Genomic DNA, 14,599 nt, shown 5'->3' on the forward strand with positions numbered 1-14,599 from the left:
AACCTGTTCCCTGTAACCTGTTCCCTCTTCCCTACTATAAAGAATGAATAAAAACAAACTTTGGAAACTTATATTTTGGCTAGGACCATTCTTGATCACCGCTGGTTTAACCATTCGTTTAACATCAGTAAATTCAAGAATAATCCCCTTATCATTAATAATAATAGGTTTAGTTATTTGTGCCTTGTGGGTAGTACAAACTAAATGGTGGCAAAAGCGTTCTACCCAATCTACTACTAATGCCTTAATCGCAACTTTGTCCGTATTAGTTATATTAGGATTAATTAACTTTTTAGGTATTCGTTACCACCTGCGTCTAGACTTAACAGATACTCAATTATTTACTTTATCACCTCAATCCAGGGAATTAGTCAGTAATTTACCCGAAACAATGAAGGTTTGGTTATTTACTAAAGAAAAAAATTCCCAAGATCAGGAATTATTAGATAACTATCATCGTCAAAGTAACAAGTTTAAATTTGAGTATGTTGATCCTGAATTAAAACCAGGACTAGCAGAAAGATTTGGTGTTAAAGATTATGGCGAAGTTTATTTAGAATTTCAAACAAAACGGCAATTAATACAAATAATTAGTGAGGATGAACGACTATCAGAAATAAAATTAACTAATCGTTTACAACAAATGATTAATCCTAAAACGGCTAAAGTTTACTTTCTGCAAGGACATAGTGAACACCCACTTTCCGCTAGTAAAGGGGCAATTTCTAAAGCAATACAGGGCTTAACTGATAAAAACTTTACTATATCAACTTTGAATTTAGCAGAACGTCCTCAAGTTCCTGATGATGCTAATGTTGTAATTGTAGCTGGACCCCAAAAAGAATTATTGACGGGAGAAGTTACAGCTTTACAAAATTATCTTAATCGTGGTGGTAACTTATTATTGATGATTGATCCCAACACCAACCCGAAAATGGATACTCTTCTGAAAGAGTGGGGTGTGCGTTTAGATAATCGCTTGGTCATTGATAATTCTGGAGCAAGTTTACAATTAGGACCTGCTACTATTTTAGTGACAGAATATGGACAACATCCTATTACTCAAGATTTTGCTAATAATATTTCTGTATATCCATTAACTCGTCCTCTAGAAATTGATCCTGTCCCTGATGTTGAGTCTATGGTTTTATTAAAAACTAAACCCTATCCTAATAGTTGGGCAGAAAGTGATCAAAAAAGTGAAAAACTAGAGTTTAATGAAGATAAAGACTTAAAAGGACCTTTAACTTTAGGAGTAGCATTAACCAGAAAGTTATTAAATTCCCCAATTCCAACGGACAAAACTTCCCCAACTGCAATTCCAATTCCAACTGCAATTCCAACGGACAAAACTTCCCCAACTCCAATACCAACTACCAAAACTTCCCCAAATACTGCTAAAGAATCACGGTTAGTAGTATTCGGAAACTCAAATTTTGCCACTGATAGTTTATTTGAACAACAGTTAAATGGAGATGTCTTTTTAAACACGGTTAGTTGGTTAAGTCAACAGGATGAAAAACTTCTGTCAATTCGTCCTAAACAACCAAAAAATCGCCGGATTATTATATCAAATCTGGAAGCTAACTTGTTAACAATATCTGCCGTGTTTTTATTACCTTTACTGGGTTTGCTAACAGGTTTTATTATTTGGTGGAAACGTAGATGAAAAATAAATTAGTAATTCATAATGCTAAACTAAAACATTGGCTTTGCTTTCAAGATCCTGATGAAATCATCCAAACTAATAGTATTGATCAAGTTGTTCCCAAATTGCAACTCGTGAATGATTTGATTACTAAACATCAAATATATGGGGCAGGTTTTATTAGTTATGAAGCTTCAACAGCTTTTGATTCGATACTAAAAACCCATTCTCCTTCTTCATTTCCGTTACTCTGGTTTGGATTATATAAAAAACCAGAAATTATTGATTTACCAAAACCTACCTTAGCTGATAAATATAAACTTAATTGGACACCTTCAGTAAGTGAAGAAGAATATCATCAAGTGATTAGTAAAATTAAAAAATATATTTCCTTGGGGGAAACTTATCAAGTCAATTATACATTACGTTTAAATGCACCTTTTAGTGGTGATACTTGGGAATTATTTCTGAAATTAGTGCAAGCACAAAAAGCAGATTATGGGGCTTATGTTGATATTGATAACTTTGCTATTTGTTCCGCTTCCCCTGAACTTTTTTTTCATCTTGATGATCATCACTTAACCTCGCGTCCCATGAAAGGAACAGCAGCTAGAGGTTTAACATTAGTCGCTGATCATGCTATTGCTAAAGAACTACATTTTTCTGAAAAAAATCGCGCGGAAAATGTAATGATTGTGGATATGATTCGCAATGATATAGGACGAATAGCTAATATTAATACAGTCAAAGTTCCCAGTTTATTTAATGTCGAGAAATACCCCACAGTTTGGCAAATGACATCTACCGTTACAGCTAAAACTACAGCTTCCATAAGTGAAATTATGGGGGCGTTATTTCCCTGCGCTTCTATTACCGGCGCACCTAAAGCGCGGACAATGGAAATTATTCAGGAATTGGAAAATACACCGCGCCGTATTTATACTGGCTGTATTGGTTTTATTAGTCCCCAACGTCAAGCCCAATTTAATGTTGCTATTCGGACTGTTTTAATTGATAAAGAAAATAAACAAGCAGAATATGGAGTTGGAGGAGGAATTGTCTGGGATTCTGTGAGTAGTGATGAATATCAAGAATGTCAGATTAAAGCCCAAGTTCTCACATTAAATCAACCAGATTTCTCACTTTTAGAAACCATTTTGTGGCAGCCCCAAAATGGTTATTTTTTATTGAATTATCATTTACAACGTTTACAAGATTCAGCAAATTACTTTGGGTTTAAAGTTAATATAAGTAATGTAAAAAATCAACTTGATCAATTAACACAATCATTTGCAAATCAAGATTATAAACTACGGTTATTATTAGATTCTCAAGGTGAAATTGTATATCAAACAATACCTTTATTGGCCGTAAATAATCAGGAATTTGTCAAACTAGGTATGTGTTGCACACCGATTGACTCCACTAATATATTTTTGTATCATAAAACAACAAATCGCCAAGTTTATGAAATGGCAAAAGCCCCTTTTCCTGATTGTGATGATGTTTTATTGTGGAATGACAGAGGTGAAATAACAGAAACCTGTATTGGTAATATTGTGGTAGACTTGAATGGAGAATTGCTGACACCTCCAGTAAAGTGCGGTTTATTAGCAGGGACTTTTCGCGCTAACCTACTTGAAAAATGTAAAATCAGAGAAAAAATTATCACAGTAGAAATGTTAAAATATAGCCATCATATCTATATAATTAACTCAGTGCAAAAATGGCGAAAAGCGGTTTTAATTTCTCATTAACTAAATGATTTTATTAATTGATTATCAATATGAAATTACCAAAAACGACTTGGATTTTAATACTTTTAGCTCTGGGTTTGGGCAGTTTTGTATATTTCTATGAAATTAAAGGAAAAACTCAATCAACAGAAATAAAAGCCGAAAAACAGAAAATTTTCTCCTTTACTGCTAATGATGTCCAATCTTTAACAATTAAAACTAAAAGTACAACATTAAAACTAGAAAAAAGCAAGACAACTGAAAAACCTGAATGGGAAATTAAATCTCCCATATCAGCACCAGCAAATGATGCAATTGTTTCTTACTTAATGGATTTGTTAGTTGATGGTAAAATTGAAAGAACAGTATCAGTTTTACCCACTGAATTATCAGAATTTGGTTTAGATAAACCTGTAGCAACTATTGATATTAAACTCAAAAATCAACAAAGTCATCAATTGATTTTAGGTAAAGCTGAGTTTAATAATCGCTTCTTATATGCTCAAGCTGATGCTAATCAAAATCTCAACTTATTGTTAGTTTCCCAGGATTTTTTTAATGCAGTCAATCGAGACATATCAGAATGGAAACAAAGAAAAGAAAAGACTAACGTAAAACCATTACCTATCGTTCCTAAACCAAAGCCTCAATGACACAACAAACAGCAATCTTATTAATTTCTTGTCCAGATCAAGGGGGATTAGTCGCAAAATTTGCCAATTTCATTTTCTTCTGCTAAATTTTAGAGAATGAAAAACCCCTGAAGCTAAAACCCTGATCTTATTTCCGTAACTTCCCAAGGAGAGAAACTTTAGTTCTCACTGCAATCTAAAATATTGTGCCAGTTGGGTAAGTCCTGAAAATCAATAAGATCATCAAAAATAAAAAATGTGGCTCTGTTAAAAACAAAACCACATTTAAAGAAAATTAGGCTCAAATTAACGAGCTTGACCGTGGACAGAAGCCGCATCAATAGGCTTCATCAGATATAATTGTAATAACTGCCAACCATGGGACACATAAATTGGAAGTTTTTGGAAGAATTGCAGGAATTTAGGAGTATTAGAGTTAGAAATTGCTGCCAATTTTTCATTATTCTGGACGCAAACATCTAAACGTTCATAAAAAGCTGGGTTATCAACATCCAACATCACAGGGAAGACCCTACCGGCGGTTTCATTGGTCTTCTTAATTACATGAATATCATACTCTCGCGCATCTAAGCCCAAAGAAGCATAAAAATCCTTGCGTTGGATATCATTGAGATACATAGTTGCAAATACCGACAACAGGAAAAAGCGACTCCATAGTTTTGCTCTCCAATCATTCAACATTTGCGGCTGCGCTCTCATGATCGCATCAAAGAAATCCCCATGACGGTTTTCATCTTGACACCAGTTTTCAAAGAAACGGAAAATTGGATAGATCCGATCTTCAGGATGGGATTCTAAATGACGATAAATGGTGATATAACGCCAATAACCGATTTTTTCAGAAAGATAGGTAGCATAGAAGATGAATTTGGGCTTAAAGAACGTATAACTGCGGCTCTTAGTCAAAAACCCTAAATCTAGAGAAAGATTAAAGTCCGACATAGCTTTGTTCAAAAACCCAGCGTGACGGGCTTCATCCCGTGACATTAGGTTAAAGCACTCAGCCAAAAGAGGGCTTTTATCCTTTAAGCGACGGCCGAGTTCCTTATATAACAGGAATCCAGAAAACTCCGCTGTACAAGAACGTTCCAGAAACTCAATGAACAATTGACGAGTTTCACCGTCAATGTGATCCCATGATTGTTCAAACTGAGCATCTCTAACAAAGTGATGACGGTTGTAGTCAACGCGAAATTCTGCCAAAATAGCTTGTAATTCGTCTTCATTGACAGAAATATCCATCCGCGCCATTTCATCGAAATCAGTCGTGTAAAATCTTGGTGTTAAAAGGGTTTCCTTCGCAGGGGATTTAACTCCGGGACGGATTTCGTCAAAGCTTGGTTTTTTGAGAGAGTCTACCATGTTTTGATTTGCTCTTTTATCTTTCTTTTCTTGATTACACCAGAAAGCTGATTCTTATGCTCTCACAAGGTGCAGACGACAACAATTATGATTTTGTATGAGATTCAGTGTAGCAATATCTAGCCCAAAAATGGGTGGATAAATGATTAAGAGTTGCAAAAATCCACAAAAAACGGTTTATATGATATTTGGGTTGCAAACGAGTTGTGGGGGAATTAACGAACCGCTCCAGGCACAGAGGACACGGAGGGAAGAGTTAGAGAGAGAGGGCTATGCGTTTAAAAATGGTTTATATGATATTTGGGTTGCAAAGGAGTTGTGGGGGAATTAACGAACCACTCCAGGCACAGAGGACACGGAGGGAAGAGTTAGAGAGAGAGGGCTATGCGTTTGATGCCGTCTTTGAGGAGGGGAACGTTAAAGTTGATGAGGAGTCCTAAATTGCGCTTAGTTATTTTGAGGTAGGAGAGAAGTTGAGCTTCGTGAATAGGGGCTAGAGTTTGCACAGCTTTTAATTCTACAACTAAACAGTCTGCAACTAAAAAATCTAATCTACCTCTACCTACATCATGTCCTTTATATGTCAAGCTTATTGACTTTTCAACCTCATGATGTATACCCCGAATCATAAATTCAACAACCAGTGCCTCCTTATACACTTCCTCCAAAAACCCAGGACCCAAAACCCGGTGTACCTCAATAGCAGCCCCAATAACCTCCCCTGTAAGCCAACTCATCTCCTCTCCTAACTCTCTTCCCTCTGTGTCCTCTGCGCCTCTGCGGTTCGTTTTCATCACATAATCCTTGCAAAAACAACTAATTACCAAATTAACCCAATTATCACCTCTACCAAACCTCTTACCTCTGTGTCCTCTGTGCCCGGAGTGGTTCGTTTTCATCACATAATCCTTTGGCTTTTGAGTGTGTGAAGTTTTTTCTTTCCTGACTTTTTTAACGTTCAATCCCACATTCCGCACCCCCTGGTCTCACAATTGGTAATTTTGGATTTTTGAATACTTATGAGGATAATTTTGATACGAAATAGTCTAAATTTTAGGTGGCGATAGCGAAGCGCTGCTGCAAGCAGTTGACCAATCTCAAATCCCCAAACGACCATTTTTCGTTGTGTGACAGTTTAGGGTGCAGAAGGTGAGTTCAATAGGTGTTTCAGCTAGATCCATTACCACTACTTCAGGTTGGATCAAATATGGGAATTTGCATAAAAAGGTTGATAAACTTCTTGCAAAAAGATAAGCTTTTTCCTTATATGAGGCAAGCGTGTATTAGTTCAAAAGAAGTCCTAAATATTAATGGAGAGAAACTAATGTTAGTAAAACCCAAAAGACTGGTTAACCTTTACGAAGAAAGAATGTTAGAATTTCTGCAAACCTGCATAGATGAAAATTATAAAATTCATACACAGGTCAGCTTATCCCAAATTTGTGAATTAGGCATAGGAGTTGATATAGAACTAAGAAAATTTTTCTTTAGTTCCAGTGTAGACGCTCTGATCACAAACAAAGACTATAAACCTTGTTTAGTTGTGGAATTTCAATCTACATATCATGATTCTCATGACGCGAGAGAGCGTGATAATAAAAAATTACATTTACTAACCTTAGCAGGAGTTCCCCTAATTTATTCAAGAATTAAAGACTTTGGATTATTACATCTTTACTCCCAAAATGAAGAAGTAATATTTAATTTATTCACAGGCGAAAAACGCGAAAATGCCAAAGCCTTAATTAAAAACTATTGCGAACCATCTAATTTTTCTAACCTTCTAGCTATAGCATAGTAATTGCTAACTTACCCGCCTAGCACTGAAGTGCAAGGCTAATAACAAAAGTCGTCTCAAGACGACTGAAAAAAGAAAAGATTTGAGTCCGTTTTAACGGACTTTCGCTATTAGTCTGGGGTTTCAACCCTAGACGGTTTGTGTAACGAACTACAAATCCTCCTTTCCCCATATCTTCACAATTTATCATCACCCTCCCCCAAAGATCACGAAAATGCTAGAATCTACATCATGCTAGGGGTGCTTGGGAAACTAAGCTGAGATCAAACCCTTAACACCTGAGTCTGGATAATACCAGCGGAGGGAAGCTGTTTATTGAGGAATTGGATATGCGTACAGAATGGGTAGCTAAGAGACGTGGACAAGACAACGTATCGCAAATGCACTACGCTCGTCAGGGTGTAATCACTGAAGAAATGCAATACGTAGCCAAGCGGGAAAATCTGCCGGCTGAACTTATCCGCGCTGAAGTAGCACGGGGACGGATGATTATCCCCGCAAATATTAATCACACAAATTTAGAACCGATGGCTATTGGTATCGCTTCTAAGTGTAAAGTTAACGCTAATATCGGTGCTTCTCCCAATTCTTCTAATTTGCAGGAAGAGGTTGATAAACTTAATTTGGCGGTAAAATATGGCGCTGATACGGTGATGGATTTGTCTACAGGTGGTGGTAATTTAGACGAAATTCGTACCGCAATTATCCAGGCTTCTCCTGTTCCCATTGGGACTGTTCCAGTTTACCAAGCTTTAGAGAGTGTTCACGGAACAATTGAAAATCTGACTGCTGATGACTTTCTCCACATTATCGAAAAACACGCCCAGCAAGGGGTAGACTATCAAACTATCCACGCGGGGATTTTAATTGAACATTTACCTTTAGTGAGAAACCGAATTACTGGTATTGTTTCTCGTGGTGGTGGAATTTTGGCGCGGTGGATGTTGCATCACCATAAACAGAACCCGCTCTATACCCATTTTAACGACATCATTGAGATTTTTAAGAAATATGATGTTTCTTTCAGTTTAGGCGACTCCCTGCGCCCAGGATGTACCCATGATGCGTCCGATGAAGCCCAGTTGGCGGAACTGAAAACTCTGGGAAATCTCACCCGTAAAGCTTGGGAACATGATGTGCAAGTGATGGTGGAAGGGCCAGGTCACGTTCCTATGGATCAAATTGAGTTCAATGTCCGCAAACAAATGGAAGAGTGTTCGGAAGCACCTTTCTATGTTCTTGGTCCTTTGGTTACAGATATTGCTCCTGGTTATGACCATATTACCTCAGCTATTGGGGCAGCTATGGCGGGCTGGTATGGGACGGCGATGTTGTGTTATGTGACACCTAAAGAACATTTAGGTTTACCTGATGCGGAAGATGTACGGAATGGCTTAATTGCGTATAAAATTGCGGCTCATGCTGCGGATATTGCGAGACATCGCCCTGGTGCTAGAGACAGGGATGATGAACTTTCTAAAGCTCGCTATAATTTCGACTGGAATCGTCAATTTGAGTTGTCTTTAGACCCGGAAAGAGCGAAGGAATATCACGACGAAACTTTACCGGCAGATATCTATAAAACGGCTGAGTTTTGTTCCATGTGTGGTCCTAAGTTCTGTCCAATGCAGACTAAGGTTGATGCTGATGCTTTGACAGAATTGGAGAAGTTTTTGGCTAAAGAACCTGTAGCGCAAGGTTAATTACTGAAGAACTAGATCCCTGACTTCTTAGAGAAGTTGGGGATCTAAAACTAACTATCGGAGGATGTAATGAAATATTTTAAATTAGTTCCAGCAATTAAAGGTTTTCAATCTTCACAACATCTAAATATGCTCAGAGGATTATCAGCTTTAGAAGTTTGTGCCGGACATTTACGAAATTTATTTTTTGTTGATTATTTAGAAGTTGAATCCAAGAATTTTTTAATAAAGATTCTTTATTATATTACTGGATTTGGACATCAAGCGGTTGTAGTTTTTTTTGTATTGAGTGGGTTTTTTATTTCCAGTAGTGTGATTAAATCACAAAACCATAATAAATGGTCATGGAGCTATTACTTAATTAATCGTTTGTCTCGCTTGTATATAGTTCTAATTCCTGCATTGTTAATTGGTGGACTATGGGACTATTTGGGAATTAATATTTTTGGAAATAATACAATTTATGGAGGTCAATCATTTGGTGCAAATATAGGTAGTGGTTCTAATATTTCCGACAAGCTAAACTTATTGACTTTTTTAGGAAATTTAACTTTTCTACAAAATATTTATGTCCCTACATTTGGTTCTAATTCACCTTTATGGAGCTTAAATTATGAATTTTGGTATTATCTATCTTTTCCTTTAATATTATTAATTTTGGCAAAATATACGCCATTTAAACTCCGCCTTATTTACGCTATACTTACTATTTCGATATTTAGTATAGTCGGTAAATCAATAATTACTTATTTCTTAATTTGGTTAATGGGTACTTTAATCAGTGTTTCTGGTTATTTTGTGATTAATCAACACAAAAAAATATTCTATTATCTATGTTTAGCTCTTTCTTTCGCTCTTTTTTCAGGAAGTTTAGCAATCTCTCGTATAGGATTGATTAGCTCTAGTTTGACTTCTGATTTTATCATAGGAATATCTTCTACTATTTTTATATATACATTATTGCAAGATAAATCTCCTAGCCAAAATAGTATATATCATAATATGCTTGATAGGTTGTCTGGATTTTCCTATACACTTTATCTTGTGCATCTTCCATTGCTAGTCTTCTGTCAAGCATGGTTTATTCATAATCAACGTTGGCAACCAAATATGATGTATCTGAGTGCGGGAATAATAATGTTGGCAATTATTATTTTGTACGCATTTTTAATATCATCTGTCACAGAAGCAAAAACTGAAAATATGCGAAAATATCTTACTTTTTGGTTGGTTAAAAAATTAAATTAGATTGAACAACTAAAGCAGGACGACGTTTAGCAGTTTTTAAGTTTGAGTCTGGGAACAAAACCAGCACTACTGAACCACGATTATAAGGCATCGTAAACTTCCATCTCTGGTTGATCCCAATCTTGTGCAAAACATTGTAATCTAGCTCTTAAATTTGCGGCTTGTTCTTCATTAATTCCGCGAGATGACAAATCTACGGAAGCGTTGGTATCGAGAAAAGTTACAATTACTCGCGCTGTATTTATGCCTGTTGGAGTTTCGGTTAGCTCAATTTTCCCGTCTTTGTAAATGCCTTCGATTGACTGTAACATTAGTTTAATTTTTGGGGTAAACTACTTTTAAAACTATGCTTTTGGTAGTAATAGGACTTACGCAAGATTCATGGAATAACGAACCACTCCAGGCACAGAGGTCACGGAGAGATGAGGATTTGAGAGATATTTTGCGTAAGTCCTGAGTAATAATAATTATTATATAATATTTTTGATGTTTAGTGTGATTTTTGTACAAAACAAATGTGATTTTTAATATTAGCGGACTGGCGCAAGAATTTAGAATTGAGAGATAATTTAAGTATAGAAGAGGAGGAAGTAATTATGAACTTATCACCGGCTTATTTACAACAAATAGAAGACTGGAAGCAAGAAGGAAAACAAGAAGGAAAAGAGGAAGAACGATTTTCTTTAATAACTTCTCTGCTGGAAGGGCGTTTTGGTAGTTTGGATGTTGAGTTATCTGGTGTGGTGGAAAAGATTGCTAATATTCCCATTTCTGAACGTACTCAGTTACTTCTTTCTTTGGGTAATTTATCCCGTGAAGAATTGTTACAAAGATTGCGGAATGAGGAAGTTTAGGGTAGTATATTTTTTGGCAGTTTGAGGAGATTTCCCAAACTGCTGATGCGTTGAGTAATTTTTAACACTGTTTATTAAACTTGTGAGGATAGATGAGATTGAGCAGTTCTAATAATGCATTAAACGTAATACAACAGTCTCTAAATCTTGGAGTGGTAGAAGCACAAAGTAGTGAACAAAAATTACTACCATTACCATTAACAAAAGGATTCCAACTACAATATACCCATCCTCACGGAGAAATTTATCAAGGTAATTCCCTAGATTGGCTGGCATCTCTTGATTCAGAAAGCGTTGATCTAGTGTTTGCTGACCCACCTTATAATATTAAAAAAGCTGAATGGGATAATTTTGAGAACCAAGAAAAATATATCGCCTGGTCAATTCAATGGATTAGCCAAGCTTCGCGTATTCTCAAATCTAATGGATCTCTTTACGTTTGTGGTTTTTCTGAAATATTAGCTGATTTAAAATATTCAGTATCCAAATATTTCAAAAATTGTCGTTGGTTAATTTGGCACTATAAAAACAAGGCTAATTTAGGTAGTGATTGGGGACGATCGCATGAAAGTATTATTCATTTTCGTAAATCAGATCAAGTGAAAATTAATATTGACGATGTGCGAATTCCTTATGGCGCACATACATTAAAGTATCCTTGCCATCCCCAAGCAGAAACCAGTGCTTATGGAAAAGGTAAAACTAAAAAATTTATTTTTTTGGCATTTGAGTTTAAGTAATAAAATACAATATTTTAAACATTAATTGTCGTTGTTTTTTAATTATTTTGCTCCCCAATAAAAAAGCAAACGTCCTAATTTTAGCATTGAAAATTTGGGATTGAGCGATCATGATATTTGGATACGAGCAACAGTGATTCAACACAATCTCACTCTCGTTTCTGCTGATAGCGATTTTAGACGTATTCATCAACTACAGCCTTTTTTATGGGAATCATGGGTGTAGATTCACTCTATTTTAAAAATAGCTTGAAGAAAATGAGCGATCGCTTTACTGAAAGTATCGCTATGAGATAAAATATAATCAAGTATTATTAAAATAACCTCTATGTCCCTACAAAAACTGAAAGAGCAAGCCTTTCAAATACCTGAGAGCGATCGCTTAGAACCCGTCCGTGCAATCATTGAATCATTGCAAAATCAACCCAGTCAAAAATCAGAACGGACTAGCATTATTAAACAAATGAAAGGTTTATTAAAAAGCAATCAAGCAGCACCAACCGATGAACAGATAAAAGCAATGTTAGAAGAACATCGAGTGGAGAAGTATCTTTACTGAAGGTATTGATACTAATATTATTTTACATTACTTGTTAGATTGAGAACCATTTTTGCCAGAGGAATTTTCCTACTTTTTCTGGAAGTGAATTAAGATATATTCAAGAATACTCAGCTAATTCGTGTAATTACTTGCAGGATAGTCAATAATGAGAGAACCCAGTAAAAATTTCAACCCTCTATTTACTCCCACAGAAGTAGAAAAAATGGGGTTAACTTGGTTAGTTGCAGCGGGTATAGTCACAGCATTTTTGTGGCAAGTACCTATGGGTAATTATATTTTATACCCATTTTCTATTTTGGCAACTTGGTTTCATGAAATGGGTCACGGTTTAATGGCCTTGATTTTAGGGGGACAGTTTCAAAAATTAGAAATCTTTGGCAACGGTTCTGGTGTAGCTCATTATACTTTAAGTAACGGATGGGGATATCTTGGTATCGGCTTGGTCGCTGCTGCTGGTCCAATGGGTCCACCTCTCGCTGGTGCAGGTCTAATTCTCGCTTCCGGTAGTTTAAAAACCACTTCTTTGAGTTTAAAAATTTTGGGCGGTTTTTTACTCCTGTCTACATTAATTTGGCTGCGTTCTTGGTTTGGTTTTGTCGCAATTCCCTTATTAGGTTTTATGATATTAGGAATCGCCTTAAAAACACCTCTTTGGGTACAAGGGTTTGCAATTCAGTTTCTAGGTGTGCAAGCTTGTGTAAGTACCTATCATCAACTTGATTATTTATTCAGTTATACCGCAGGACCATTAGGACTATCAGATACAGGACAAATGCAGAAGTATTTGTTTTTACCTTATTGGTTTTGGGGGCTATTAATGGCGATCGCTTCTTTAATGATCTTAATCCAAAGTCTCCGCGTTGTCCATACTCAAAAATCAGCAAAATAACAGCATCTATGCTCAGTATGATCACAAACCACCTCAATTGCACCCAAACCCCCCACAGCGGTTATCATTGGGACGGTAGTAATCGCCGCTTTTTTGAAGGCTGGTATTACCGCGTCACAATACCCGAAATTAGGCAAACTATCGCCTTCATGTACTCCATCGAAGACCCCAAAGGTAATCAGCCCTACAGTGGCGGTGCAGCCCAAATTCTGGGCATAAATGATGAGTACCTCTGTCGCACTTTTCCCGATGTGAATAAATTTTGGGCGAGTCGGGATGTATTAGGATTAGGACATTGGGGAAAAACTAACTTACAAGTTTCCCCGCTATATCTCACTCCCAGTGAATTTACACAGCATATTTCTGAAGGCTATCAAGCCACAGCTACCTTAAATCAAGGCATAATTACCGATCCTGCTACTGGTAATTATTGCCAATGGGAGTATACAATTAAACCTATATATGGTTGGGGAAATCAAAATAGTTTTCAGCAATCAACAGCGGGTTGGTTATCATTTTCGCAGATATTTGAACCTGGGTGGCAAATTTTAATGGCTCATGGTTTAGCTAGTGGTTGGATAGACTGGCATGGTAAAATATATGAATTTACAAATGCGCCAGCATACGCAGAAAAGAACTGGGGTGGTGCTTTTCCCCAAAAATGGTTTTGGCTAAATTGCAATTCTTTCATTAATCAACCCGATTTAGCTTTAACTGCTGGTGGGGGCAAACGTGGTGTATTATGGTGGATGGAATCAGTTGCTATGATTGGTATTCACTACCAAGGTAAATTTTATGAATTTGTCCCCTGGAATTCGGAGGTAAAATGGCAAATTCAGCCCTGGGGTAGATGGCAAATGCAAGCCAAAAATCTAAGTTATGAAGTGACACTGACCGGAACTACCCAGTTACCAGGTACTCCCCTCCGCGCTCCGACAACCAATGGTTTAACTTTCTGTTGTCGAGATACCATGCAGGGAGAGCTAAACTTAGAATTGCGAGAAGTTAATGCCAGCAAATCTCAGGTTATCCTGAATGCAAGTAGTAATCTGTGCGGTTTAGAAATTGGTGGCCATGATTGGGATAATTATTGGCAGTCTCAATGAAAATACTGCTATGATAGTATTTGACAATCTTTATGTTGTCTTTGGGGTTGTAGCTCAGTTGGATAGAGCGAGCGCCTCCTAAGCGCTAGGCCGTGCGTTCGATCCGCACCAATCCCATATTAATATACAATATATCAAAGATAACGCTTAATCCTTTCGTGTTAAAGCAAATTTGTGTCCATTAACTTATAACTACTATGTTTAACTACTATACTATGTTATCTGCTATTTATAGCAAGATAGTTCTTCCTCATCAAGATAAGGATAACAGATTTAAAATCAAATGTCAACCCCTTCTTA

General features: G+C 36.6%; 16 protein-coding genes, 1 tRNA gene and 1 riboswitch. Of the genes, 13 read left to right on the forward strand and 4 right to left on the reverse strand.

Going from position 1 to position 14,599, the window contains the following annotated elements; genetic code table 11:
• Window positions 1-43: 43 nt before the first annotated feature.
• From ACIR131C_RS0104555 to ACIR131C_RS0104565, 3 genes are read left to right on the forward strand one after another with little or no spacing between them, the layout of a single operon-like run.
• A complete protein-coding gene (locus ACIR131C_RS0104555; RefSeq protein ID WP_028089243.1) occupies window positions 44-1,669 on the forward strand; it encodes a GldG family protein in 1,626 nt (541 codons plus the stop codon).
• On the forward strand, window positions 1,666-3,405 hold the full coding sequence (gene pabB, locus ACIR131C_RS0104560) for an aminodeoxychorismate synthase component I (protein ID WP_028089244.1): 1,740 nt from the start codon (window positions 1,666-1,668) through the stop codon (window positions 3,403-3,405). Before ACIR131C_RS0104555 ends, pabB begins: the two co-directional genes overlap by 4 nt.
• Before the next feature lie 29 nt (window positions 3,406-3,434).
• Window positions 3,435-4,037, forward strand: a complete 603-nt coding sequence (locus tag ACIR131C_RS0104565; protein WP_028089245.1) for a DUF4340 domain-containing protein — start codon at window positions 3,435-3,437, stop codon at window positions 4,035-4,037.
• A 285-nt stretch (window positions 4,038-4,322) separates the two neighbouring features.
• Here the strand turns inward: ACIR131C_RS0104565 and acsF are convergent, their stop codons facing one another.
• Both acsF and ACIR131C_RS0104580 read right to left on the reverse strand, forming a co-directional pair.
• Window positions 4,323-5,399: a magnesium-protoporphyrin IX monomethyl ester (oxidative) cyclase gene (acsF, locus tag ACIR131C_RS0104570; RefSeq protein WP_028089246.1), complete on the reverse strand. Its 1,077-nt coding sequence runs from the start codon at window positions 5,397-5,399 to the stop codon at window positions 4,323-4,325.
• 368 nt (window positions 5,400-5,767) lie between these two features.
• The gene (locus ACIR131C_RS0104580) at window positions 5,768-6,193 is read right to left on the reverse strand and encodes a GxxExxY protein (RefSeq protein ID WP_028089248.1); all 426 of its coding nucleotides are present in this window, start codon (window positions 6,191-6,193) and stop codon (window positions 5,768-5,770) included.
• 530 nt (window positions 6,194-6,723) lie between these two features.
• Between ACIR131C_RS0104580 and ACIR131C_RS0104585 the strand changes: the two genes are divergently transcribed.
• The 3 genes from ACIR131C_RS0104585 (at window position 6,724) to ACIR131C_RS0104595 (ending at window position 10,148) form a co-directional block, all read left to right on the forward strand.
• Window positions 6,724-7,197, forward strand: coding sequence for a DUF2726 domain-containing protein (locus tag ACIR131C_RS0104585; RefSeq protein ID WP_028089249.1), 474 nt, complete (start codon window positions 6,724-6,726; stop codon window positions 7,195-7,197).
• A gap of 226 nt (window positions 7,198-7,423) precedes the next feature.
• Window positions 7,424-7,520: riboswitch (TPP riboswitch) on the forward strand.
• A 6-nt stretch (window positions 7,521-7,526) separates the two neighbouring features.
• On the forward strand, window positions 7,527-8,900 hold the full coding sequence (gene thiC, locus ACIR131C_RS0104590) for a phosphomethylpyrimidine synthase (RefSeq protein WP_028089250.1): 1,374 nt from the start codon (window positions 7,527-7,529) through the stop codon (window positions 8,898-8,900).
• Window positions 8,901-8,969: 69 nt separating this feature from the next.
• Window positions 8,970-10,148 carry an acyltransferase family protein gene (locus ACIR131C_RS0104595; RefSeq protein WP_028089251.1) on the forward strand — a complete coding sequence of 393 codons (1,179 nt, stop codon included), beginning with the start codon at window positions 8,970-8,972 and terminating at the stop codon, window positions 10,146-10,148.
• Here the strand turns inward: ACIR131C_RS0104595 and ACIR131C_RS24290 are convergent.
• Together ACIR131C_RS24290 and ACIR131C_RS0104605 are read right to left on the reverse strand one after the other, a co-directional pair.
• Window positions 10,132-10,239: a type II toxin-antitoxin system PemK/MazF family toxin gene (locus ACIR131C_RS24290; protein WP_196811722.1), complete on the reverse strand. Its 108-nt coding sequence runs from the start codon at window positions 10,237-10,239 to the stop codon at window positions 10,132-10,134. The two genes, ACIR131C_RS0104595 and ACIR131C_RS24290, sit on opposite strands and share 17 nt — an antisense overlap.
• A complete protein-coding gene (locus tag ACIR131C_RS0104605; RefSeq protein WP_028089252.1) occupies window positions 10,229-10,459 on the reverse strand; it encodes a hypothetical protein in 231 nt (76 codons plus the stop codon). Before ACIR131C_RS0104605 ends, ACIR131C_RS24290 begins: the two co-directional genes overlap by 11 nt.
• Before the next feature lie 285 nt (window positions 10,460-10,744).
• Between ACIR131C_RS0104605 and ACIR131C_RS21900 the strand changes: the two genes are divergently transcribed.
• The 7 genes from ACIR131C_RS21900 (at window position 10,745) to ACIR131C_RS0104640 (ending at window position 14,416) form a co-directional block, all read left to right on the forward strand.
• Window positions 10,745-11,002 (forward strand): hypothetical protein, encoded by a 258-nt coding sequence (locus ACIR131C_RS21900; RefSeq protein WP_028089253.1) that lies wholly within the window; start codon window positions 10,745-10,747, stop codon window positions 11,000-11,002.
• A gap of 152 nt (window positions 11,003-11,154) precedes the next feature.
• Window positions 11,155-11,742, forward strand: coding sequence for a DNA-methyltransferase (locus ACIR131C_RS21905; protein ID WP_231395387.1), 588 nt, complete (start codon window positions 11,155-11,157; stop codon window positions 11,740-11,742).
• A gap of 100 nt (window positions 11,743-11,842) precedes the next feature.
• Entirely contained in the window at window positions 11,843-11,968 is a 126-nt protein-coding gene (locus ACIR131C_RS27305) for a PIN domain-containing protein (RefSeq protein WP_423752196.1), read from the forward strand.
• Between the two features lie 102 nt (window positions 11,969-12,070).
• Complete coding sequence (locus ACIR131C_RS0104625) at window positions 12,071-12,301, forward strand: hypothetical protein (RefSeq protein WP_028082235.1); 231 nt, start codon at window positions 12,071-12,073, stop codon at window positions 12,299-12,301.
• 148 nt (window positions 12,302-12,449) lie between these two features.
• Window positions 12,450-13,193, forward strand: coding sequence for a M50 family metallopeptidase (locus tag ACIR131C_RS0104630; RefSeq protein ID WP_028089254.1), 744 nt, complete (start codon window positions 12,450-12,452; stop codon window positions 13,191-13,193).
• Window positions 13,194-13,201: 8 nt separating this feature from the next.
• Window positions 13,202-14,299 carry a tocopherol cyclase family protein gene (locus ACIR131C_RS0104635; RefSeq protein WP_028089255.1) on the forward strand — a complete coding sequence of 366 codons (1,098 nt, stop codon included), beginning with the start codon at window positions 13,202-13,204 and terminating at the stop codon, window positions 14,297-14,299.
• A 43-nt stretch (window positions 14,300-14,342) separates the two neighbouring features.
• Window positions 14,343-14,416: transfer RNA gene (locus ACIR131C_RS0104640), tRNA-Arg, on the forward strand.
• The last annotated feature ends 183 nt before the right edge of the window (window positions 14,417-14,599 follow it).

The organism is Dolichospermum circinale AWQC131C, from assembly GCF_000426905.1.
In the GTDB taxonomy this organism is placed as follows: Bacteria; Cyanobacteriota; Cyanobacteriia; order Cyanobacteriales; family Nostocaceae; genus Dolichospermum; species Dolichospermum circinale.